At 70.3% G+C, this 21,767-nt stretch carries 22 protein-coding genes; 12 read left to right on the forward strand and 10 right to left on the reverse strand.

The window, feature by feature from the left end; translation table 11 throughout:
- Positions 1-337 precede the first annotated feature (337 nt).
- On the forward strand, positions 338-1,543 hold the full coding sequence (gene priL, locus HZS55_RS02620; RefSeq protein WP_179911768.1) for a DNA primase regulatory subunit PriL: 1,206 nt from the start codon (positions 338-340) through the stop codon (positions 1,541-1,543).
- A gap of 41 nt (positions 1,544-1,584) precedes the next feature.
- Here priL and HZS55_RS02625 read toward each other — a convergent pair whose 3' ends face one another.
- Positions 1,585-1,833: a DUF7472 family protein gene (locus tag HZS55_RS02625; RefSeq protein ID WP_179910206.1), complete on the reverse strand. Its 249-nt coding sequence runs from the start codon at positions 1,831-1,833 to the stop codon at positions 1,585-1,587.
- A gap of 192 nt (positions 1,834-2,025) precedes the next feature.
- Here HZS55_RS02625 and HZS55_RS02630 point away from each other — a divergent pair, with 192 nt between their 5' ends.
- On the forward strand, positions 2,026-2,688 hold the full coding sequence (locus HZS55_RS02630; RefSeq protein ID WP_179910207.1) for an SWIM zinc finger family protein: 663 nt from the start codon (positions 2,026-2,028) through the stop codon (positions 2,686-2,688).
- Positions 2,689-2,730: 42 nt separating this feature from the next.
- On the opposite strand, the gene hjc is transcribed toward HZS55_RS02630, so the two are convergent.
- Both hjc and HZS55_RS02640 read right to left on the reverse strand, forming a co-directional pair.
- A complete protein-coding gene (gene hjc, locus HZS55_RS02635; protein WP_179910208.1) occupies positions 2,731-3,252 on the reverse strand; it encodes a Holliday junction resolvase Hjc in 522 nt (173 codons plus the stop codon).
- Positions 3,253-3,350: 98 nt separating this feature from the next.
- Positions 3,351-5,204: a sensor histidine kinase gene (locus HZS55_RS02640; RefSeq protein ID WP_246308341.1), complete on the reverse strand. Its 1,854-nt coding sequence runs from the start codon at positions 5,202-5,204 to the stop codon at positions 3,351-3,353.
- A gap of 97 nt (positions 5,205-5,301) precedes the next feature.
- On the opposite strand from HZS55_RS02640, the gene HZS55_RS02645 reads away from it, so the two are divergent.
- The 9 genes from HZS55_RS02645 (at position 5,302) to HZS55_RS02685 (ending at position 15,589) form a co-directional block, all read left to right on the forward strand.
- Positions 5,302-6,042, forward strand: a complete 741-nt coding sequence (locus tag HZS55_RS02645) for a TetR/AcrR family transcriptional regulator (RefSeq protein WP_246308342.1) — start codon at positions 5,302-5,304, stop codon at positions 6,040-6,042.
- A gap of 142 nt (positions 6,043-6,184) precedes the next feature.
- The gene (locus tag HZS55_RS02650; RefSeq protein WP_394353561.1) at positions 6,185-7,609 is read left to right on the forward strand and encodes an MATE family efflux transporter; all 1,425 of its coding nucleotides are present in this window, start codon (positions 6,185-6,187) and stop codon (positions 7,607-7,609) included.
- Between the two features lie 83 nt (positions 7,610-7,692).
- A complete protein-coding gene (locus HZS55_RS02655) occupies positions 7,693-8,427 on the forward strand; it encodes a TetR/AcrR family transcriptional regulator (protein WP_179910210.1) in 735 nt (244 codons plus the stop codon).
- Positions 8,428-8,557: 130 nt separating this feature from the next.
- On the forward strand, positions 8,558-10,483 hold the full coding sequence (locus HZS55_RS02660) for an ABC transporter ATP-binding protein (protein ID WP_179910211.1): 1,926 nt from the start codon (positions 8,558-8,560) through the stop codon (positions 10,481-10,483).
- Positions 10,480-12,513, forward strand: a complete 2,034-nt coding sequence (locus HZS55_RS02665; protein WP_179910212.1) for an ABC transporter ATP-binding protein — start codon at positions 10,480-10,482, stop codon at positions 12,511-12,513. The genes HZS55_RS02660 and HZS55_RS02665 overlap by 4 nt, the downstream gene beginning before the upstream one ends.
- Before the next feature lie 77 nt (positions 12,514-12,590).
- Positions 12,591-12,860 carry a glutaredoxin family protein gene (locus HZS55_RS02670; RefSeq protein ID WP_179910213.1) on the forward strand — a complete coding sequence of 90 codons (270 nt, stop codon included), beginning with the start codon at positions 12,591-12,593 and terminating at the stop codon, positions 12,858-12,860.
- Positions 12,861-13,376, forward strand: coding sequence for a redoxin domain-containing protein (locus HZS55_RS02675; protein ID WP_179910214.1), 516 nt, complete (start codon positions 12,861-12,863; stop codon positions 13,374-13,376). It begins immediately after the preceding gene.
- A gap of 101 nt (positions 13,377-13,477) precedes the next feature.
- The gene (locus HZS55_RS02680) at positions 13,478-14,467 is read left to right on the forward strand and encodes a ring-cleaving dioxygenase (RefSeq protein ID WP_179910215.1); all 990 of its coding nucleotides are present in this window, start codon (positions 13,478-13,480) and stop codon (positions 14,465-14,467) included.
- Between the two features lie 525 nt (positions 14,468-14,992).
- Positions 14,993-15,589 (forward strand): L-threonylcarbamoyladenylate synthase, encoded by a 597-nt coding sequence (locus HZS55_RS02685; RefSeq protein ID WP_179910216.1) that lies wholly within the window; start codon positions 14,993-14,995, stop codon positions 15,587-15,589.
- A 75-nt stretch (positions 15,590-15,664) separates the two neighbouring features.
- Here HZS55_RS02685 and HZS55_RS02690 read toward each other — a convergent pair whose 3' ends face one another.
- Positions 15,665-16,318, reverse strand: a complete 654-nt coding sequence (locus tag HZS55_RS02690) for a CRISPR-associated protein Cas4 (RefSeq protein WP_179910217.1) — start codon at positions 16,316-16,318, stop codon at positions 15,665-15,667.
- A gap of 310 nt (positions 16,319-16,628) precedes the next feature.
- Between HZS55_RS02690 and HZS55_RS02695 the strand changes: the two genes are divergently transcribed.
- Positions 16,629-18,317 carry a histidine kinase N-terminal 7TM domain-containing protein gene (locus HZS55_RS02695; RefSeq protein ID WP_179910218.1) on the forward strand — a complete coding sequence of 563 codons (1,689 nt, stop codon included), beginning with the start codon at positions 16,629-16,631 and terminating at the stop codon, positions 18,315-18,317.
- A gap of 11 nt (positions 18,318-18,328) precedes the next feature.
- Here the strand turns inward: HZS55_RS02695 and HZS55_RS02700 are convergent, their stop codons facing one another.
- The 6 genes from HZS55_RS02700 to HZS55_RS02725 all read right to left on the reverse strand — a co-directional run bounded on the left by HZS55_RS02700 (position 18,329) and on the right by HZS55_RS02725 (position 21,645).
- Positions 18,329-18,721, reverse strand: a complete 393-nt coding sequence (locus HZS55_RS02700; RefSeq protein WP_179910219.1) for a hypothetical protein — start codon at positions 18,719-18,721, stop codon at positions 18,329-18,331.
- A gap of 108 nt (positions 18,722-18,829) precedes the next feature.
- Entirely contained in the window at positions 18,830-19,339 is a 510-nt protein-coding gene (locus HZS55_RS02705) for a hypothetical protein (protein ID WP_179910220.1), read from the reverse strand.
- Positions 19,340-19,403: 64 nt separating this feature from the next.
- Complete coding sequence (gene hisH / locus HZS55_RS02710) at positions 19,404-20,105, reverse strand: imidazole glycerol phosphate synthase subunit HisH (RefSeq protein ID WP_179910221.1); 702 nt, start codon at positions 20,103-20,105, stop codon at positions 19,404-19,406.
- Positions 20,106-20,178: 73 nt separating this feature from the next.
- The gene (locus HZS55_RS02715) at positions 20,179-20,772 is read right to left on the reverse strand and encodes a uracil-DNA glycosylase (RefSeq protein ID WP_179911770.1); all 594 of its coding nucleotides are present in this window, start codon (positions 20,770-20,772) and stop codon (positions 20,179-20,181) included.
- 76 nt (positions 20,773-20,848) lie between these two features.
- Positions 20,849-21,469, reverse strand: a complete 621-nt coding sequence (locus tag HZS55_RS02720) for an endonuclease dU (RefSeq protein ID WP_179910222.1) — start codon at positions 21,467-21,469, stop codon at positions 20,849-20,851.
- On the reverse strand, positions 21,466-21,645 hold the full coding sequence (locus HZS55_RS02725; protein ID WP_179910223.1) for a DUF5786 family protein: 180 nt from the start codon (positions 21,643-21,645) through the stop codon (positions 21,466-21,468). Before HZS55_RS02725 ends, HZS55_RS02720 begins: the two co-directional genes overlap by 4 nt.
- Positions 21,646-21,767 lie beyond the last annotated feature (122 nt).

Raw genomic sequence — 21,767 nt, forward strand, 5'->3', positions numbered from 1 at the left:
ACCGCCGACAGCGACGCGAGCGGCGCCGCCACCGGACTAGATTATCAACTTTTATGATAGACACGATGTAACACGACCGTGTGATGAGTCTCAGGGATCGACCGTCGAGAGGGTCGAGTACGGAACGGACCGCGAGGACGACGCTGTCGCGCGCGCTGGCGCGGGTACAGGACCACTTGCGAACGTGGCCGGAGCGATTCGTGGAGATGCGGACGGCGGCCGTCCGCGAGCGGTAGCCGACCGATTGTCCCCCGAGTTCGAGCGCCGCACAGCCGCGGCGTCGGGTCGCTGACCGTCGGCTTTATTCGACGGTAGAAACAACGAGCGCTCGATGCGAATCGAGCCCATCCACGCCCGGTACCCCTGGCGGGAGGAGTCGCGACAGGCCGTCGGCGAGGCCGGCGTCGACCTGTCGGCCGTGGTCGCCGAGGACGACGCCGTCGTCTCCCGCGGGGTCGAGCGCGTGGTCTGGGCGCTGGAAGACGGCACCGTCGGCGACCCCCACGACGTCGACCGGATCGAACTGCTCTCCTACCCGGTCGCGCGCGTGCTCGTCTCGCTCGTCGACGAGCACGTGCTGACGCGCAAGTACGCCCAGGCCGAAGCTACCGCCGCCCGCGAGCGGTTCACCGCCGACTTCGCAGACACCACGGAGTTCAAATCCGCGAGCACCCCCCGGCTCACGCTCCCGGAACTGCTCTCGGAGTTCGATCTGTCCGGTCCCGTCCGGGCGGTCGACGGGGCGGTCGGCGACGGCTCGGCCGTCGTCAGCGACGGCCAGTCCAGGGAGTTCCGCGTCGAGGTGGGGACCTACCTCGACCTCGCCTCGGACCGGCGCGGCGACGAGTGGCGGCTGGTCAACCGGGCACTGTCCGACGGCGAGGTGCTGATCGACGGCGAGGAGCTGGTCGCGCTGTTGCGCCAGGCCGTCCGCCACCGCGTCGACGACGGACTGCCCCTCTCGGTCCCCGACGCCATCGCCGACGAACTCGCCGCGGAGGCGGAGGAACTGCGCGAGCGACTCTCCGAGCTGGACCTCACCCGCGACATCGACACCGTCGTCCCCGAACTGTTCCCGCCCTGCATGAAACACCTCCTCGACCGGGTCCAGCAGGGCGAACACCTCGAACACCACTCGCGGTTCGCCATCGCCTCGTTCCTGACCAGCATCGGGATGACGACCGACGAGATCGTCGATATCTTCCAGGTCAACCCGGGCTTCGGGGAGGAGGCGACCCGCTATCAGGTCGACCACATCCGCGGGGCGACCAGCCCCACCGACTACTCGCCGCCCGCCTGTGCGACGATGCAGTCCTACGGCGACTGTATCGGCAAGGACGATATCTGTACCGAGGAGATCAACGAGTCCCATCCGCTGAACTACTACGAACACCGCCTCGACGAAGAGGACGAGGACGACCTGACCGACTGGCGCGAGGGGTGCGAAGACGGCGACGCGGAGGGCGCCGAGGCCGAGGACGCCGAAGCCGAGAACGAAGACGCCGAGACCGAGGACGCCGAAGCCGGAGACGCGGAAGCCTGAGCGGCCGGGGAGCGGGGTCGGACCGGCCAGCGGGAACTGCGCTACTCCTCGTCGAAGTTCGCGCGGTACAGGATCAGTCCGGCGAGCGCCATGATGAGGACGAACAGGCCGACGACGCCGACCATGACGAGCCCGCCGTCGGGCTGGAGCACGGGCGCGGCCGAGCCGTTGCCGGTCGCGTTGCCAGGGGCGGCGTAGTTAGCGCTGACGACGTAGGCCGCACCGACGAACAAGACGACCGAGGCCGCCGAGATCCCGAGTTCGACGGCGAACTTCCGGTCGATTTCCATGGCCGTGGCTTTCCCCGGCCCGGGCAAAAGCGCTTCGAAGCGCGCGCTCACCGGTCGCCGACCGGAGGCGGACGCGGCCGAGTCGCTCGTCGATAGTCTTTCGCGCGCGCACACCCGCGACGGACTTAGGTACGCTCGTCACCTACGTTTCCAGTGGACGCAGTCGCGAGAATCACCAGCGTCCGAACGCCTATGTCCGAAACACGTCCCCCTACCCAGGTCCGGAGAACTGCACTCGCACCGGACGTTCGACGGCTCGACGAGCGGGCCGCGCGCGCCTGGACCGAGCGCATGGCCGTCCGCCCGCTGGGCGGCGGCCGCTACGCCGTCGACAGCGCGAGCGGCGCGACCTACGTCGTCGACCTGCCCGCGGGTACATGTACCTGCCCAGACCACCAGATCCGCGGCGAGCGGTGCAAGCACCTCCGCCGCGTCGGTATCGAGATCACTACTCGCCGCGTGCCCGCCCCCGGCAAGCGCGCGGCCGTCTGCGACGCCTGCGGGATCGACACCTTCGTCCCCGAAGACGAGGGCCCGCCCGACCTCTGTCCCGCCTGCCGGCTCGAACCCGGCGACGTGGTCAGCGACCGCGAGACCGACGACCGCCTCGTCGTCGCCCGCGTCACGCCCGAGCGCGCCTACGACGCCGTCATCGAGGGCGTCGGCGAGACCGTCGCCGACTACGCCACCAACGAGGGCTACCCCGCCGACGATCCCGTGGTCGAAGCGGTGTATCTGGGCGACCTCGCCCGCCGGGAGTCGCCGCGCCGGTACTCGTTCCCCCTGTCGCGGCTCGAACGGGTCGACGACGCCGCGGTCGTCGACCGGAAGCTGCGCGAGCGCGTGACGGCCTGACGGCGACGACACCCCTGCGGGAACACGTCGATTTCGTCGTTCCTACAGCATCTCGGCGGCCTCTTCCTTCGAGAGGTCGCCGCGTTCGAACGCCGAGAGCACGTCCAGCGTGCCCTGGTCGGGGCCGTCGTCGGCCACCTCCTCGAGGGTGACCTTCTCGGAGTGGCCGACGAGTTCGTCGAAGTCGGTGCCGTGGGCCAGCGCGGTCTCCTTCTTGACGCGGTAGTTGCCGCCGTCGGTGACGTGGACGGCCTCGTCGCCGGGGTGGAAGAAGTACCAGTCCTCGCGGTCGAAGCGGACGCCGATGCGGGGTTTGGCGCCGAAGTTCCGCGAGAAGAAGAGCAACGCCTCGACCTCCTCGCCGTCGAGGTAGATGGGGTCGCCGGCGGAGGATTTGGCCTCGACGGCGTAGAAGTCCGTCCCGTCGCCGGCCAGCACGTCGGGGAGTTCCCGCTCGGTGGCGCTCCCGCTGGCGGGCGCGCGCATCACCGCGAAGCCCGCCGCGTCGAGTTCGTTGACGAGTTCGCGCTCGCGGCGGTCGCCCTTCGCGTTCGAGTTCGCCATCTGCCCGAAAATCGCCGCTCGCCGGCTAAAGGCTGTCGGCACCGGAGCGGAAGTGCTCACCCGACCGCGCGGGACCGACTCGCCGCCTGCGACCGCGGTCACTCCTCGTCGAGACCGGAGACGACGAACTTCGCGCCGGCCTCGTACCCCTCGTCGACGGCGATCCGCCAGCCGTGGGCCTCGACGATCGTCTCGACGATGGCCAGCCCGAGCCCGGTGCCGTCTTCGGCCGTCGTGTGGCCGTACTCGAAGACGGCGTCGGCGTCCTCGGGCGGGATGCCGGGGCCGCCGTCGGCGACGTAGAAGCCCGTCTCCGCGAGCCCCACCTCGACCGAGAGCGCCGAGTCGCCGGCCCGCGACGCCGGGTCCGCGGAGCCGTGCTCCACGGAATTGCGGAAGAGGTTCTCGAAGACCTGCCGGAGGCGGTCGGGGTCGGCCGCGACGGTCCGGGACCCGACGACCGACAGCGACGCTCCCCCGTCGTCGACCGTCGCCCACGCGTCGCGCGCGACGGTTTCGAGGTCGACCGGCTGGGTCTCGTCGATGGCCTCGCCCTGCCGGGAGAGTGCGAGCACGTCCTCGATGAGCGACTCCATGCGGACGTGCGCGTCGTCGATCGTCTCGACGTGGGAGGCCAGCGACTCGGTCGCCTCCGCGCCGAGATCGTCGAGTTTCCGCTCTAGCAGTTCGAGGTGCCCGCTGGCGACGTTCAGGGGGTTGCGCAGGTCGTGGCTCACCGTGCCGGCGAACTGGTCGAGCCGTTCGTTCTGGCGCGCGAGGTCTCGCCGGGACCGCTCGGCGCGCTCGCGGGCGGTCTCGGCCTCGCGTATCTGTGTCCCGAGCGCTCGGCGCATGCCGTCGAACGCGGCGAACAGCCGCCCGATCTCGTCCTCGCGAGCCGTCGACAGGTCCACGTCGAGGTCGCCGGCCTCCATCGCCTCCGCGCGGCGCCGGAGACGCCGGAGCGACCGCACCGTGCCCGAGCCGAGGACGACCCCGACGGCGGTGAGCGCGAGCACCGACGAGACGACGAGGACGATCACGTTCCGGCCGACGGTCCGGCTGGCCTCGTAGAGGTCGGCCTTCGCGGCCACCGTCATCACGACCCAGTCGACGCCGTCGACGGGCGCGAACGCCGTCACGTTCGCGGGGTCCTCGTACACCCCCTCGACGCCGTCGACGGCCCGAGAGAACGCCGTGGACTCCGTCGAGTGCGGTCGGCCAGTGTCGTTCGGAGCGAAGACGTTGTCGCCCGCCGGGGTCAGGACCTCGGTGGCGACGACCGACCGCGTCCCGTCGATCCGCTCGTGTTCCTGCGGGATTTCGGCGGTCACGACGAGCGCACCGTCGTAGACGGGCACGACGAACGCGAGCAGGCGCCGTCCGTCGCGCTCGTAGGCGGTGTCGGCGACCGAGACGCCCCACTCCTCGGCGGTCGTCGCCGCCTGGATCGGCGCCCCCCAGGACTCGCTCATCGATTGCACCGATCGCCCCTCGTAGTCCCGGGTGGTGCTCACGACGACCGCGTCTTCGTCGGTCTCGACGTAGTGGAACCCGGTCACGTACGGGCTGGCCCGCTGGAGCGACCGCGTCAGGTGCCCCCGTATCTGAGAGCGGTCCCGGCCGCGGAAGACGTTGGAGGTGGCGCCGCCCCGGGCGTCCGCGGACACGCCGGCGGCCCAGTCGCCGACCGAGTCGGCCTGCAACTCCGCGGTCGACTGGAGCGTCCGCTCGGCGTCCGCGCGGGTGAGGTCCTGTATCTGGACGTAACTCAGGGCGCCGACGCCGGTGATGAGCAGGGTTATCAGGAGAAAGGCGACGGCGAACTGCAGCGCGTAGTTGCGCCGGACGACCCCCGGGACGAGGGCTCGCCCCGCCCGGGCCAGCGGGCCGGAACGCGACCGCTCGTCGCCCGCCCCCGACGCCTCCTCGGCCGAACGGTCGTCCGTCACAGTTCCCTGTAGCTCTCGGGTCAGCCCTCTTGACTGTTGTCCAACCGCGACCGACGAGCGACGGGTATTTATATATCGACTGGCCATTCAGTCAGATATGTCCGGCGACGAGTCGACGCGCGCGGCGATCATGGACGCCACCTTCCGCGCGCTCGCGAAACACGGCTACGCCGACTTGACGGTCCAGGCCATCGCCGACGAGTTCGAGAAGAGCAAGTCGCTCATCCACTACCACTACGACTCGAAGGCCGACCTGTTGGTCGCGTTCCTCTCGCACCTGCTCGACGAGTTCATCGGCGAAGTCGAGGACGGCGGTCCGGACGACCCCCGCGAGCGACTCGTCCGGATGGCCGAGATCGTCGTGGTCGGCCTGGGCGACCGCGAGGACGCCCGCGACTTCCACACCGCCCTGCTCGGGATGCGCGCTCAGGCCCCCTTCGAGCCGGACCTGCAGGAGCAACTCGTCGAGAACGACCGGCTCATCCGCGGCGTCGTCGCCGACATCGTCCGCGAGGGGATCGAGACCGGCCAGTTCCGCGACGTCGACCCCGAGCGCTACGCCGCGCTGTTCCGCTCGACCATCGAGGGCGCCCAATCGCACGACGTGATCCTCGGCGACGCGGCCCCGACCGACGAGGCCTTCGCCGGGATCGAACAGTACCTGATCGACGACCTGCTGATGGCGAGCGAGGGCGAGCGAAGCGAGCCCTCGAACGCGAGCGGGGAGAGCGAGGCGCAAAGCGCCTCGAAAGCGAGCGGCGGAGCCGCGAGCGAGGAACGACCCGCGAGCAGCCGACCGTCGGACGCGACCGACGGCGCCGAGGACGGGGAGGCGTGACCGCGTGACGGACACGGCGGACGAGTCGTCGGACGGCGAGCCGGACGCCTCGTCCGAGGATGCGCCTGACGACCGCCCGGCGGAGGACACGCCGGGCGACCCGGGCCGCGACAGCGACTACGACCTCACGGAGGGGTCGCTGTTGCGCCCGCTCGTAGCGCTGTCGGCGCCGATCGTCTTCACGCAGCTGCTGCAGGTCGTCTACAACCTCGTCGACACCTTCTGGGTCGGGCGGCTCGGCGGCGACGCCGTCAGCGCCCTCTCCTTTTCCTGGCCACCCGTGTTCGTGCTCATCTCGCTGGGCGGCGGGCTCACGCTGGCGGGGAGCGTCCTCGTCGCCCAGCACAAGGGCGCCGGCAACCTCGAACGGGTCAACGAGGTCGCCGGCCAGACGCTGGCGTTCGTCACCCTGTTCTCGCTGGCGCTCGGTGCCGTCGGCTACCTGCTCGCGCCCGCGTTCCTCCGGCTCATCGGCGCCGAGCCCGGAACCACGGTGTTCGCCTACTCGCTCGAGTACATGCGGGTGATCTTCCTCGGCGTCTGGTTCATGTTCGGCTTCTTCGTCTTCCAGTCGCTCCTGCGCGGGTGGGGCGACACCCGCACGCCGATGTACCTGATGGCCGTCAGCGTCGCCGTCAACGTCGTTCTCGACCCCGTGTTCATCTTCGGGTTCGCCGACAACCCCCTGTTCGGCATCCTCGGCGCTCGCGGGCTCGAAGCGGATCTGCTCGCCGCGACGGGCTTCCGTGGCCACGGCGTCGAAGGCGCGGCGATGGCGACCATCCTCTCGCGGGCGCTCGCGACGGTACCCGGGGTCGCGCTCCTCTTTTCGGGGCGACTCGGCCTCTCCCTGTCGCTCGCGGACCTGCGCCTGGAGCGGGCGACCGTCCGGAAGATCATCGAGATCGGCTATCCCGCGAGCATCGAGCAGAGTTCGGGCGCGCTCTCCTACACCGCGATGACGGCCATCGTCGCGGTCATCGGCTCGACGGCCGTCGCCGCCTTCGGCATCACCGCCCGACTGACTTCGTTCGTGTTTCTGCCCGCCGTGGGACTGGGGATGGGCGTCGAGACCGCGGTCGGGCAGAACCTCGGCGCGCGGCGGGCCGACCGGGCGCGCAAGGCCGTCTACCTCGCCGTCGGCATGCTCGTCGCCGCCTACGTCGTCGTCAGCGCCGTCGGGATCTACTGGGCCCGCGACATCGTCGGCGTGTTCATCTCCGGCGAGGAGGCCGGCCGGATCGTCGACATCGGCGAGACGTACATGCTGATCGTCGCGCCCACCTTCGCGTTCATGGGCACCTTCCACGTCATCAAGGGCTGTTTCAACGGCGCCGGCAACACCCGCGCCGCGATGGTCATGTCGGTCACCGCCGTCTGGGGCATGCAGGTCGTCCCCGCGTGGATCCTCGTGACGAACTTCGACATGGGCACCACCGGCGCCTGGTGGGCCATCGCCATCATGCACGTCGGGAGCGCGCTGATCGTCGGCGCCTGGTTCCTCCGTGGCACCTGGACCGACACCGTCGTCGAGGAGGACGAACCCGCGGCCGCACCCGCGGACTGACTCCCCGACGCGGGGGCCGGCAGTAGGGGTCGCCGCTTCCGCGACCGCCAGCCATTTATTTGATTGAGTACTCAATCAAGAGCATGACGGACGACGCCGCGGACGCGAGCGCGACGACAGAGGCGGATCCGCCGGACGACGGCGGTAACCGATCCGACGACGGATCGGCCGACGCGACGACGGGCGGCGGTGACGCGCCGGCGGGCGGGGGCGAGGACGAGGAGCCCTCGACGGCCGACGAGATCCGCTGGGCGGCGTTCGACGTGCTGGTCGAGCGCGGCTTCGACGAGTTCACGACGCAGGCCGTCGCCGACGCGGCGGGCGTGAGCCAGTCGCTCGTCCACTACTACTACGACACGAAAGAGGACCTCGTCTTCTCGATGTTCACGAACGGGCTGGACCACCTGACCGACGAGGTCCGCGAGCGGGCCGACAGCGACGACCCCCGCGAGCGGCTGCTGGAACTCGCCCGGTACATGCTCAGGACGCCGGAGGGCGAGGAGTTCGAGGAGGCCGTCGAGTTCTCGCGGATGCTCCTGGAGATCGAGGCCCAGGCGCCCTACGACGACCGGCTGCGCGAGGCCGTCGAGTACGATTCGGAGTTCCTGGAGAGGTTCGTCGCCGACGCCGTCGAAGAGGGGATCGAGTCCGGGCAGTTCCGCGCCGTCGACCCAGAACCGTTCGCGGTCACCTTCGTCGCGGCCGTCCGCTCGGGCCAGAACCGCCACGCCATCTTCGCCGACGACGAGCGCGTCCGGCCGGTTCTCGACGGCCTGGAGGCGATGGTCGACGACTACCTCGCGGAGGATAGCGCGTGAGCCGGCCGACCCGCTCGCCGACGAGCGGTTCCGTCGCGTGCGCTAACGACACTCACACCACCGGTAGCGATATGGGTCGCCCGTCGGGAGCGGATCGTACCCCGCGCCACCGCCCCCGAGGTGATCCACCGTGAGTGACACGCCCGAGTACGAGGCCCCCGACCACGTCGGCAACCCGCTGGTCCACCTCGTCCGCCGGTACGCCCGCCCCTACGGCGCCCGCTACGCCGTCGCCATCGTCGGCACGGCGCTGGCGCAGGTCCCCCAGCGCGTGCCCGCCCTGGTCGTCGGCGTGGCGCTCGACGCTATCCTCCTGTCGAGCGCCTCGTACTCGCTCCCGCTGGTTCCCGACGGCGTGATCCCGACGACGACGGAGGGGCAGGTCACCTTCACCGTCGGGCTGCTCGTCGCCGCCTTCGCGCTGGACGGCGCGCTGAGCTGGCTCTCGGGACGGGTCGCCGGCACCGCCCGCCTGCGGACGCTCCACGACGTCCGGGTCGACACCTTCGACGCGCTGGTCGGCCGGGAGATGGACTTCTTCGACCGCCGCCAGACCGGCGACGTGATGAGCGTCCTCAACAACGACGTGAGCAACCTGAACGGCTTCGGCAACAACGCCGTCCAGGGGCTGCGCTTCGTCACTCAGATCGCCGTCGCCTTCGCGTTCATGGCGACGCTGCACGTCCGGCTGGCGGCGCTGTTGCTCGTCCTCCCGGTCGGGCTGGCGCTGCTCGGCCGCTGGTACACCACCCGCGTCGAACCCGTCTACGAGGACGTGCGCGAGAGCGTCGGCCGGATCAACGCGCGCCTGGAGGACAGCATCGACGGGATCGCGACGGTCAAGAGCTTCGCCCGCGAGGACCGCGAGCGCGACGCCGTCGCCGGCGCCTCCCGGGAGTACCGCGACCGCAACTGGTCGGTCATCCGCCTGCGGCTCATCTTCAACTACAGCAGCTGGTCGGTGTCGTCGTTCTCGTTCGTCGGCCTGTTCGCGATCGGCGCCTACATCAACCTCAACGGGGCGCCGCCGGTCTTGGGCCACTCGCTGACCGCCGGGACGCTCCTGACCTTCCTGCTGTACAGCAAGTCCTTCTACGGCCCGATCCGCCAGCTCATGCTCGACGTGCTCGACAGCTACGAGAACGCGCTGGCGTCGAGCAAACGCATCGTCGCCGTCCTCGAGACCGACCGGCAGGCGAACGAGACCGGCGCGGACCTCGACGTTCGCGAGGGCCGCATCGAGTACGACGACGTGAGTTTCTCCTACGAGAGCAGCGACGAACAGCAACTCACGGACGTGAGCTTCACCGCCGAACCGGGCTCGCTCGTCGGCATCGTCGGCCCCACCGGCGCCGGCAAGTCGACGATCACGAAGCTCCTCTTTCGCTTCTACGAGGCCGACGCGGGCAGCGTCGCCGTCGACGGCCGGGACGTGACCGACGTGTCACCCCGCAGCCTGCGCGATCACCTCGGCTACGTCAGCCAGGACCCGTTCCTGTTCTACGGGACGATCCGACAGAACATCGGTTACGCGGTGGACGACCCCGACGACGAGGAGATCGAACACGCCGCGAGACTCGCGGGCGCCCACGAGTTCGTCACCGGCCTCGACGACGGCTACGACACGCAGGTCGGCGAGCGGGGCGAGAGCCTCTCGGGCGGCCAGCGCCAGCGGGTCGCCATCGCCCGCGCCCTGTTGCGCGAACCGGAGATCCTCGTCCTCGACGAGGCGACCAGCCACGTCGACAACGAGACCGAACGACAGATCCAGGAGAGCATCGACGCGCTCGCGGGCGAACGGACGACGCTGGCCATCGCCCACCGGCTGTCGACCGTGCGCAACGCCGACCGGATAGTCGTCGTCGACGACGGCCGGGTCGTCGAGCAGGGGAGCCACGAGGAACTACTCGAGCGCGACGGGCTCTACGCCGACCTGTGGCGGGTGCAGGTGGGCGACACCGACGCCGTCTCGGAGGCGTTCCTGCAGCGGGCGCGCGCCGAGGACCGCCCCTCAGAGCGCATCGAGTCGGCGGTCGACGGGGAGGTGTCGCGATGAGTGACAGCGAGGACGACCGAAGGGAGTCCTCGGACACCGCGAGCGGGGAGGGCGAGGCCGACTCCGAGGCGGCCGCGGACGGCCCCGAACGCGGGCGCATCGCGGCGGCCGCGGAGGACGTGCGCCGGCCGCTCCCGTCGCTGCTGCGCGACGGCGGCCGGGGGAACCTGCGGTGGCTCGGCGCCGGCGCCGCGTCGTCGGTGGCCGCGCAGTTCCTCTCGAACCTCGACATGTTCATCGTCGGGCTGGCCTTCGACGCGATGTTCAACGGCATGAGCTACGACCTGCCGCTCGTTCCGGCGGGGTGGATCCCGGCCGACCCGACCGGGATGCTCGCGTTCACCGTCGCGCTGCTGGTCGGCCTGAAGCTCGTCGACATGACCTTCGGCATCTTCGCCGAGTACGCCCTCTTCCTGTTCGCCCAGCGCACCCTCCACCGCATCAGGGTCGACGCCTTCGACCGCGTCCAGCGGCTGGACATGGGCTTTTTCGACACTCAGCAGACCGGCGAGGTGATGAGCGTCCTCAACAACGACGTCAACTCCCTGGAGCAGTTCCTCGAGGTCGGACCGAACCTCGGGGTCGTCGCCGTCGCGATGTTCGCCAGCTCGGTCGTCTACATGGCCCTGCTGAACTGGCAGCTGGCGCTCATCTCCGTCGCCGTCGCACCGGTGTTGCTGGCCGCCAACGTCTGGTTCGGCGCCCGCCACGAGGCGCGCAACGACGACGTGCGCGAGGAGACCGGGATCCTGAACGCCTTGCTGGAGACGAACATCAGCGGTATCCAGACCGTGAAGGCCTTCGGCGGCGAGCGCCACGAGACCGAGCGGGTCACCGACCGGTCGGCGACCCACCGGACCGCCAGCTGGCGCGCCCACATGGTCGGCGTCGGCCACCAGCCCGCGCTGCGGATGCTCGCCGGTGTCGCCTTCGTCGCGACGCTGTTCGTCGGCACCGAGTGGGCCATCGACAGCCGCTTCTGGCTGTTCCCGGGCACCATCACCGCCGGCGAACTCGTCCCGTTCATGTACTACACCCAGCAGCTCGTCATGCCCGTCCGTTTCCTCGCCTGGGTGACCGGCCTCTACAAGGGCGCCACCTCCTCCGCCAAGCGCATCCTCGGCGTCCAGCGCATGGAACCGCCCCGCGAGGAGGGCCGCACGGAACTGGTCGACCCCGAGGGCCGCGTCGAGTACGAGGACGTGTCCTTCGCCTACCCCGGCACCGACGAGCGCGTCCTCAGCGACATCGACCTCGACGTCGAACCGGGTGAGACCGTCGGCCTCGTCGGCGAGACCGGTGCGGGCAAGTCCACCCTGCTCAAGCTCCTGCAGGCGTACTACGACCCCGGCGAGGGGAGCGTCCGCGTCGACGGCACCGACGTGCGCGAGATCACTCGCGACAGCCTCCGCACCTCGATCGGCTACGTCGCCCAGGACCCGTTCCTGTTCACCGGGACGATCCGGGAGAACATCGCGTACGCGGTGAGCGAGGCCGACCGCCGGGAGGCCTCGGAAGACGCGAGCAGCGCGGAGCAAGACTCCGCGGGCCGTTCGAGCGGGCGGAGCCCGCGAGAAGACGGCGATAGCCGCGAGCGCGGCGATCCGACCGACGAGGACATCGAGGCCGCCGCTCGCGAGGCCGGCGCCCACGAGTTCATCGGCGACCTCGAGAAGGGCTACGACGCCGAGGTCGGCGAGCGCGGCGTCATGCTCTCGGGCGGCCAGCGCCAGCGGATCGCCCTCGCTCGGGTCCTGCTGGCCGACCCGCCGATGTTCATCTTCGACGAGGCGACCAGCCACGTCGACAACCGCACCGAGGTGCTGATCCAGCGCTCGCTCGACGCGGTGACCGAGGACCGCACCACCTTCGTCGTCGCCCACCGCCTCTCGACGGTCCGGGACGCCGACCGCATCGTCGTCATGGACGACGGCCGGATCGTCGAACAGGGCACTCACGACGAGCTGCTCGATCTGGACGGGAAGTACGCCGACCTCTGGAAGGTGCAGGTGGGCGCCGTCGGGACCTGAAGACGGTCCCGACCGCCCCCGTCGGGGGCTGCCGGGGGCGAAGCGCTTACCCGGCTGTTGGCCCTACCTCCGGCCAGATGAGCGACCCAGCCATCACGCTCTACCGGCTGCAGGCCTGCCCGTTCTGCGAGCGGGTCGTCCGCCGGCTGGAAGCGTACGACCTCGACTACCGCTCGCGGTTCGTCGAGCCGATGCACAGCGACCGCGACGCCGTCCAGCGACTGACCGGCAAGCGCTCCGTGCCGGCCATCGTCGACGAGTCGACCGGCGTCACGATGTCCGAGAGCGGGAACATCGTCGAGTACCTCGAGGCCACCTACGGCGAGCGCTCGAAGGGGGGCGCCTGAATGGACCTGCCCTTCGAGGTGGTCGACCTGCCCGAGACCGACCACCCCGAGGAAGGCGACCGCGTCCCCGACTTCGAGCGCCCGCTCGTCGGCTCCGAGTTCTGGGAGGACGTGTCGCTCTCGACGCTGACCGACGAGGCGCCCGTCGTCCTCCTGTTCCACTCGATGGACGGCGCGTTCCCCGCCACCTACGTCTGGAACGAGGTCCGCGACCGCGGGTGGCTCGACCGCGACGACTGCCAGGTGGTCGGGCTGTCGATCTCCTCGCCGTACGAGCACGCCGACCTGATCGAGGACCGCGGCGTCGACGCCCGGCTGTACTCCGACCCGAGCAACGAGGTCTCAGAGGCGTTCGACATCGTCAACGACCTGGACGGGATGGCCGGAATCTCCGAACCGCGCCCGGCCGTCTTCGTTCTCGACGAGGAGCGCGTCGTTCAGTACGCCTGGGTCGCCGGCGAATGGCCCGAGTTCCCCGACTACGACGAAGTCGAAGCGGCGATGGACGAGCTGTAGACCGGGGGGAGACCGACGCCGCGCGCGGTACGGACACCGGCGGGACCCGGTGACATCGATGTCAGCGCCTATTGAAGTATCGCGAGTCCCTACCGGGAGCAATGGCAGATCCGAACCCGACACCGGGCATCCACCACGTGACGTGTATCGCGGGCGACCCCCAGCGCAACATGGACTTCTGGGTCGAGACTCTGGGCTTGCGGCTCGTCAAACGGTCGATCAATCAGGACGACCCCGAAACGTACCACTTCTTCTTCGCCGACGCGGAGGGGACCCCCGGCACGAGCATGACCTTCTTCCCCTGGGAGGGGATGTCCCGCGGCAAGGTCGGCTCCGGCCAGGTCTCCCGGACGGCGTTCCGCGTGCCCGAGGGCAGTCTCGGCTACTGGGAGGACCGCTTCGACGACCACGGCGTCGACTACGACGACCGCGTCGAGCGCTTCGGTGAGACGGTCCTCCCCTTCGAGGACCCCGACGGCCTCCCCGTCGAACTGGTCGAGACCGAGATCGGCGACGACGACCCGACCGTCCCCTGGACGGAGTTCGTCCCCGAGGAGGCCGCCATCCGCGGGTTCCACTCGGTGACGCTGTGGCTCGCCGACCCCCAGCCCACCGAGGAGTTGCTGGAGGCCATGGGCCTCGAACGCGTCGGCACCGAGGAAGCCGAGGGCGACACGCCCGGCGACGAGCGCACCCGCTTCGAAGCGACCGGTACCGTCGGGCAGTACGTCGACGTGCTCCCCACGATCCAGGGCGGCCGGCAGGGCCACGGCACGGTCCATCACGTCGCCTTCCAGACGCCCACCGACGACGACCAGGAAGCCATGCGCTCGGCCGTCCGATCGCGCGGGCTCAGCCCGACCCAGCAGATCGACCGCCACTGGTTCCGCTCGGTGTACTTCCGCGAGCACGGTGGCGTCCTCTTCGAACTCGCCACCAGCGAGCCGGGCTACACCAGCGACGAACCGCTCGACGACCTGGGCGGCCGGCTCGTCCTCCCCGGGAAGTTCGAGGACCGCCGCGAGGAGATCGAAGCCAACCTCACCGACGTGACCGTTCCCCGCGCCGAACAGGCCGAAGCCGACGACTGAGAACGAGTTCGCGACTGGCGAATCGGACCGGGAGATACCCGCTGTGGCGCGCGCTGTCGAGCGTGCCCGCCGCTTGGCGGGCCGCTCGAAACAGTCGTGCGAGGGATGACTGAGCGAGCACCGCGAGCGAAGGAATCGGTTGGGGAGGCTCGTGGCCGTCTGCGGTGCTGCGCGGGGTGGTCTGCTGTTGCGGTGCCGTGCGGTCCCTGGCGTCCTCGTGAGCGAAGCGAACGAGGGCTCAGGAGAGCTTGCTCTCCTGGTGGACTGAAAGGGCGAGGCGCGCTCGCGTCCATTTTAGTCGTCTGAGCGACCCCTATCCGCGCGGGCGATGCGGAGAGCGCGGATATGTCGCCCAGCGACCGCGAGCGGGTCGAGGGCTTTCATCGCTTCCCGTCAAGTGCGGTCCCGACTCCAGCTTAGCGAGCGGGTCGAGGGCTTTCAACGCCTACTGGAATCTACGGCAGAGGTCGCTCCGACCGATCGAGTCGCGTCACGCTTATCCCGTCGACCCACAGAAATCCGACAATGAGCGACGTGGTGCGGGCCGCACGAGCGATCGAGGCGGGCGACCTCGTGGTCTATCCCACCGAAACCGTCTACGGGATGGGGGCGAACGCCGTCGACGCCGACGCGGTCGAGCGGGTCTTCGACGCGAAGGGTCGCGACCGCGACAAACCGGTCTCGCTGGGCGTACCGAGCGTCGAACGGGCCACCGAGTACGTCGACCCGACCGACCGGGAACTGGCGTTCATGCGCGAGTTCCTGCCCGGTCCCGTGACCGTGGTCGTCCAGCGCCGCGAAGTCGTCCCCGACGTGCTGACCGCCGGCCGCGAGAAAGTCGGCGTCCGCGTGCCCGACCACGACCTCGCGCTCGACCTGTTCGAGGCGGCGGAGACGCCCGTGACCGCCACGAGCGCGAATCTCTCGGGGACCGGGAGCGTCCGCGAACTCTCCGAGCTGAGCGACGAGGTCCGCGAACGGGTGAGCGCGGTCCTCGACGGCGGCCGCACCGAGGGGATGGAGAGCACCGTCGTCGACGCCGAATCGGGCGAGATCCACCGCCGCGGCGCGATGGCCGACGAGATCGGAGCGTGGCTCTCCGAGCACGCCGACGCCGAGTAGTTCGACCCGAAACCGGGGGGTCGAACCGGCCCGGCGAGTCGCCGGTGATCCGAGCGCGACCGACCGCGCGGCCGCTCACAGCATCGATTTCAGCGACCGCGTCGTCACGCCGCACTGGCCCTGATAGTCGCACGGTGAGCACTTCTCGCGGTTGGCGGTCCGGGAGGGCGGACCGTCGATGGCGTCGGCGGTGCGGACGGCCGAGCGGTAGGTCGCCTTCCGACGCGTCGTGAGCGGGACCTCGCGGACGACGCCGAAGGCGGGGTACTCTGCGAAGGCGCTCTCGACGGTCGTCTCCCGTTCCCAGGCCAGCGCCTTGGCGGCGGCGACCAGCCGGACGGTCTGGGGTTCCCAGACCCCCTGTTCGGGCGGAGCGCCCGCGAACACCAGCGACGGCCGCGGCGGCCCGTCCAGCACCTTGTGGGCGATTCCGCGACACTCCCGACCCTCCAGCAGCACTTCCCGGCCCGCCGGGTCGACCAGGCCGTCCCAGGCGTCGAGGCTCGCCCGCATGCGGCCGAGTCGCGAGCGGTACTGCGTGGGCGTCACCTCGATCGGCGCGGCCTGGATCTCGGGGTCCGACTCGAGCAGTTCCGGGTAGCGGAAGGCCAGGTCCCGGCGAGCGCGAACCTCCTGGGGGATCTCCTCGTCGGCCGCGGGGTCGCGGTGGCGGTAGTAGAGCTTCCGCGGGCAGTACGCCGCCGTCGCCACGTCGCGAAACGTGTGCATAGCCGGCGGTGGTCCCGCTTTCGGTCTTAAACTCTCGCGCCGCCATCTTTCTCCCCGTTTTTGCGGTAGCGAGGGACCGGCGGTCCCCCGGACCATGCGCACAGCGTGGGAGCGAAGCTCCCACGGGCCGTGCGAGCGGGCCAAAGGCGCGAGCAGACGGCGCGTGGCGCCGTGAGCAGACGGCGGATTCCCGCAACGCGCCCGCGAGCGCGAGGACCCCTCCGCCGCAGAAGTGGGTTCGCAACACGGACCGAACGGGTGCGAACGCCCGGACCCAAATTCCGAAGTAGCTGTACTCGCTGTACTACCCATGGTACTCTCGCCGTGGCCGGTGGTGGCGTCGTTCGCGGCCGCGGGCGGGACGGTGCTGTTGATCCGCCATCTCTGGCGCTATCGCGGCAAGCCCGGCGCGGACTGGTTCCTGGCGAGTCTGGGCGCACAGGCGACCTGGAGCCTGGCGTACGGCGTCGCACTGGTGACGTTCGCCGAACCGATGCGGTGGGCGCTGGAGGTACTCTCGTGGGCGACGATGGCGGGGACGGGCGTCTACTTCCTGGCGTTCGCGCTGGCGTACACCGGGCGCGGGGGCGTCGTCGACCGAGCGTGGTGGGGGTTCGCCGCGTTCCCGATACTCGTCGGGCTGATCGGGGCGACGAACCCGGTCCACGGGCTCGCCTGGGGCGACTTCGAGGTGGTTCGGGTGCTAGGCGTCGCGGGCGCGGCCTACGACATGCAGTTGTGGGCGCTGCTGGCGGCGACGGCGGGGGTCCTGCTGATCACGGTGGGGAGCCTGTTGCTGTTCGACACGGTCGTCAGCTACGGGCCGCTGTACCGGCGGGAGGCCGTGGCGGTGGGGCTGTCGACGTTCCCGCCGGTCGCGGCGGTGCTGGCCTGGCTCTACGGCGTCGGGCCGGTGCCGGCGGTGAGTTTCGTGACCGTCGCCTTCCTCCCGCACGTCGCGCTCGACGCCTACGCGTTCGTGGGGAGCGACATGTTCGAGTTCCACCCGGCGACGCGGCGGGTGGGCGAGCGGGCGGCCATCGACGACCTGGGCGCGCCGGTGGTGATCGTCGACGAGCAGCGGCGAGTGGTGACGCTTAACGGCGCGGCCGAACGGGCCTTCGGCGTCGGGAAGTCGGCCGCGCTCACGCGACCGCTCGCGGCGTTGCTCGGCGAGGACGGGACCGACCCGACCGAGACGGACGCCGTGACGGTGCAGTCCGGTGGGCGGCGGCAGATTTTCACGGTGACGACGACGCCGCTGTCCGACGCGGGAGGTACCCACGTCGGCTACACCGTCGTCTTCCAGGACGTGACCGCCGAGCGCCGGCGCGAGCAACGGCTCGGCGTGCTCAACCGCGTCCTCAGGCACAACCTCCGCAACGACATGACCGTCGTCCAGGGGTTCACCGAGGCCGCCGCGAAGGAGGTCGACGACCCCGCCGTCCGGGACATGCTCGACCGCGCCGAGTCGAAGGCGGCGGAGCTGGTCGCGCTCGGGGAGAAGGCCCGGACCGTCGAGCGCGTCCTCGACAGCGACCCGCGCTCCGAGCGAGTCGACCTGGCGGCCCTGCTGGAGACGGTCCGCGCCGAGCACGCGAGTGACGGCGACGGCACGGGGACGGTGACGGTCGAGGCCGACGCGGTCGCGGTCACGGCCGATCCGGCGGTCCTGCAGGTCGTCGTCGGGACGCTGCTGGAGAACGCGCTCGAACACGCCGGCGAGGCGCCGACGGTGACGCTGTCGGCCGAGCGCCGGGGCGGGGCGGTGGCGGTCACCGTCGCCGACGACGGGCCGGGCGTGCCCGACCACGAACTCGACGTGCTGAGCGCGGGGGCGGAGTCGGCGCTCGAACACGGGTCGGGGCTGGGCCTCTGGCTGGCCAACTGGGGCGCGACGGCGCTGGGCGGCGACCTCTCCTTCGACACCCGCGAGGGGACGCGGGCGACGCTGACCGTGCCGGACGGCGAGAAACGGGGGCCGGCGGGAGGATCGTAGGTCCGCGGCGTTCAGGCGCTCGCGTAGCCCGACACCTCGCGCTCGTCGAGCTTCCGTTCGGCCTCCGCGACCGAATCGGCGGTCTCGCCGCTGTATCCCACGTCCTGGGAACGCCGTTCGAAGGCGTTGACGACGACCTGACTCGTCTCCTCGTCGGTGACGCGGACGACGCGGTCGACGCCCATCTCCTTCAGTTCGGCCTGGGCGCGCTTGATCGGCTTGGCCGCCTCGGGCGACGGCGGCGTGAACCCCGAGAGGTCGTTGACGATGTCGAACCCGTCGCGCAGGCGCTCGGCCGCCGCGACCGTCTCGTCGGCCGCCGTCTCCATCTCCTCGCGCTCCATCCGGCCGGTGAAGCTCAGGTGGAGTCGGTTCGTCCGCTGGTCGGCCTCTATCTCGTACATACCTGTAGGAACGTGGCCAGTATCAATGATGGATACACCTTACTAGTTAGGCACGCCGGCACCGCCACCGAACACCCCGATACAGCCACCGAACGGCCCGATATCCCCTCAGAGCCGGTCTTCGAGGACGGCACCGAACCCAGCGGCACCGATACAGAACGCGATAATGCCGCCGACGCCGGTGAGGACGAGGCCGCCGTTCATCGCGGCGGCGACGACGAGCGCCGTCGTCCAGTCGTCGCCCTCGCGGTCGACGACGCGGTCGGCGATGGCGAGGAAGGCGACGGCCGCGCCGACCGCCCAGACGACGTACGCGAGCAGGGCGAGCGGGAGCGCGACGACGACACCGATGATCGTGACGAACAGGACGAGGATGGCCAGCGCCAGGAATATCAGGACGAGGACGCCGTAGACGAACGAGCCGACGGGGTCGTCGAGTACCGCGGCCATCCGGTCTTCGAGGAACGCGGGCGCGATAGCGACGAGGATGGCACCGACGATCAGCGTCGTCAGGAACGTGCCGACAGCGCTCCCCACGACGTTGGCGACCGGGTTGAAATCGACGTTCACGTCGACCTGGAACAACGGATCCGCGACGGCCGCCAGCGCTGGGAACATAGTGAGCGGAGACGACAGCGAGCGGTAAGTAGCCACCGGCGCGAGCGGCCGCGTCTCGTGCGGCTCAGACCCCGTCGACGCAGATGTCGACGAAGTTCCGCAGGATACGCAGGCCGGTCTCGCCGGACTTCTCGGGGTGGAACTGCGTGCCGAAGACGTTGCCGCGTTCGTTCGCGACGACGGAGGCGAAGTCGGTGCCGTAGTCGGTGGTGGCGACAACCGCCGCTTCGTCGTCGGGTTCGGCGTAGTAGGAGTGGACGAAGTAGGCGTGCTCGCCGTCGACGGAGCCGCCGGCTCCGTCTGCCCGTGGCGCCTCCGACGCCACGCTGTCGACGCCGTCGACGATCGGGTGCTCGCGGGTGGCGTCGAGTTCGTTCCAGCCCATGTGGGGCACCTTCAGGTCGCCCCGGAAGCGGACGTTGCGGCCCGGAATCAGGTCCAGCCCCTCCACGTCGCCCTGCCCCTCGCGCTCGGCCTCCTCGCTGGTGGTGAGCAGCATCTGCATGCCGAGACAGATGCCGAACAGCGGCGTGCCGGCGTCGGCCTGCTCGACCAGCGCGTCGCGGAAGGGGCCGGCGTTGTCCATCCCCTCGGAGAAGGCGCCGACGCCCGGGAGGACGACCCCGTCGGCGCCGTCGAAGTCGGCGGGGTCGTCGCTGAGTTCGACCGCGGCGCCCGCGCGTTCGAGCCCGCGCGTGACGCTACGGAGGTTTCCCAGCCCGTAGTCGACCACGACGACCTCGGCCGCGGTCTGTCGCGTGTTCATACCCGCCGATACGGCGACCCCGGTAAAGTCGCTTTCCGTCCGGGCGAGGACTGCGAGTGCGGCCGCGGACCGTTCAGAACTCGCCGAGACGGGACTGACCGCTGGACTCGTCGGTGAACTCCGCCGCTCGCTCGAGCGTCGACGAAAAGGTGTCGCGCTGGGAGGGGTCGTACAGCGTGGCCGCGGGGTGGACGCAGACCAGCACGCGCCGGCGCTCGCCGGCGATCTCGGCCTCCACGACGTCGCCGGCCTCGCTGGTGACGGCCACGTCCCGTTCCAGCAGGTGCTCGGCGGGGACTTTCCCGAGCGTGACGACGACCTCGGGGTCGACGCGGTCGATCTCGGTCTCCAGGTAGCCCCGACAGTTAGAGAGTTCGTCGTCGGTCGGGTCGCGGTTGTCGGGCGGGCGACAGCGGACGCAGTTGGTGATGCGCACGTCGCCACGGTCGAGTCCGGCGTCGCGGAGGGCGTCGTCGAGCACGTCGCCGGAGCGCCCGACGAACGGCTCGCCCCCCTCGTCCTCGTGCTGGCCGGGCGCCTCGCCGACGAACAACAGATCCGCGTCGGCCGGGCCGACGCCGTTGACGATGCGGCTGCGGCAGTCGACCAGGTCGGGACAGCGCTCGCAGGCGACCACGTCGAGTCCGTCCATCTCGGCCTCGCTCATGAGACGGGAGTCGCCCGGCACGACCATAATCGGGTCGGTCTCGGCGACCGACTCGCCGTACCGCGCGGCCGACGACTCAGGCGTCGCCGCCACCGTCCGCGCCGTCCGCGCCGTCCGCACCGTCTACGCCGTCCGATTCCCTGCCGCCGACGAACCGCTCGTCGGCCGCGCGGGCGGCCAGCCGGGCGACCCGCAACGGCTCGGGCCGACCGCCCTCGGGGGTGAACGCCCGAACCACCTCGGCCGCCTCGTCGGGGTCGAGGCCGGCGGCGCGGACGTAGACGGTGTCGTCGTCGAGGGCGACGGCGTGGCGCTCGGGCTGGCGGCGATAGACGGCCAGCCGCTCGTCGAGCGCCTCGCCGTCGAAGGCCTCCCGGAGCGGCCCCTCCAGCCCCTCGCTGTCCTCGAAGGCCACCGAGACGACGGGGCGGTCGACGCGCTCGCGGATCTCGGGGAGGTCGAAGAAATTGAACCACGCGGGCGCGACGCCCGCCAGCAAGAGGTACCGCGCGTCCCCGCGGTCGAGTCGGTCGACCAGCGAGACCGCCGTCTCGGTGGCGTCCGTGCCGCCGACCGCGCAGGTGTCGAAGGCGAGCCCGTCCGCGACGCGGCTCGCGCGGACGACGGCGGCCGCCAGCGTGCTGTGCTCCGTGCGATAGGATTCGGCCACCCCGATGGCGCGAACCCCGCGTTTCACGTGTTCTCTTTGATGTCCTGTAGCCTGTCGAGCAGTTCGTCGTTCGACGCGTCGAACTCGTACTCGACATCGCCGTCGTGTGTGTTCTCCGCTGTGTTGACGCCGTCGTCGTCCTCGAGGTCGGCGTTTAGCTCCTGGTTCTCCTGTTCCGATTCGTCGTAGCTCCCGAACCCCATACGAGTGATCGTTATACACTGATCGTGAAAAATCATACGCCCCATCGGGAGTAACCGGCAATTAACTGATCGAACATCGAGTAACGTCGATCAAACGGGACGGATCCGTGACTGTTCCGGCC

This window comes from Halosimplex rubrum, from assembly GCF_013415885.1.
Classification (GTDB): domain Archaea; phylum Halobacteriota; class Halobacteria; order Halobacteriales; family Haloarculaceae; genus Halosimplex; species Halosimplex rubrum.

Coding starts and splice junctions, on each gene's coding strand:
- HZS55_RS02675 (WP_179910214.1), top strand. CDS start 12,861: ATGGACCTGCCCTTCGAGGTGGTCGACCTGCCCGAGACCGACCACCCC.
- hjc (WP_179910208.1), bottom strand. CDS start 3,252: ATGGCGAACTCGAACGCGAAGGGCGACCGCCGCGAGCGCGAACTCGTC.
- HZS55_RS02645 (WP_246308342.1), top strand. CDS start 5,302: ATGTCCGGCGACGAGTCGACGCGCGCGGCGATCATGGACGCCACCTTC.
- HZS55_RS02625 (WP_179910206.1), bottom strand. CDS start 1,833: ATGGAAATCGACCGGAAGTTCGCCGTCGAACTCGGGATCTCGGCGGCC.
- HZS55_RS02695 (WP_179910218.1), top strand. CDS start 16,629: ATGGTACTCTCGCCGTGGCCGGTGGTGGCGTCGTTCGCGGCCGCGGGC.
- HZS55_RS02655 (WP_179910210.1), top strand. CDS start 7,693: ATGACGGACGACGCCGCGGACGCGAGCGCGACGACAGAGGCGGATCCG.
- HZS55_RS02680 (WP_179910215.1), top strand. CDS start 13,478: ATGGCAGATCCGAACCCGACACCGGGCATCCACCACGTGACGTGTATC.
- HZS55_RS02690 (WP_179910217.1), bottom strand. CDS start 16,318: ATGCACACGTTTCGCGACGTGGCGACGGCGGCGTACTGCCCGCGGAAG.
- HZS55_RS02715 (WP_179911770.1), bottom strand. CDS start 20,772: ATGAGCGAGGCCGAGATGGACGGACTCGACGTGGTCGCCTGCGAGCGC.
- HZS55_RS02705 (WP_179910220.1), bottom strand. CDS start 19,339: ATGTTCCCAGCGCTGGCGGCCGTCGCGGATCCGTTGTTCCAGGTCGAC.
- hisH (WP_179910221.1), bottom strand. CDS start 20,105: ATGAACACGCGACAGACCGCGGCCGAGGTCGTCGTGGTCGACTACGGG.
- HZS55_RS02725 (WP_179910223.1), bottom strand. CDS start 21,645: ATGGGGTTCGGGAGCTACGACGAATCGGAACAGGAGAACCAGGAGCTA.
- HZS55_RS02685 (WP_179910216.1), top strand. CDS start 14,993: ATGAGCGACGTGGTGCGGGCCGCACGAGCGATCGAGGCGGGCGACCTC.
- HZS55_RS02630 (WP_179910207.1), top strand. CDS start 2,026: ATGTCCGAAACACGTCCCCCTACCCAGGTCCGGAGAACTGCACTCGCA.
- HZS55_RS02665 (WP_179910212.1), top strand. CDS start 10,480: ATGAGTGACAGCGAGGACGACCGAAGGGAGTCCTCGGACACCGCGAGC.
- HZS55_RS02670 (WP_179910213.1), top strand. CDS start 12,591: ATGAGCGACCCAGCCATCACGCTCTACCGGCTGCAGGCCTGCCCGTTC.
- HZS55_RS02700 (WP_179910219.1), bottom strand. CDS start 18,721: ATGTACGAGATAGAGGCCGACCAGCGGACGAACCGACTCCACCTGAGC.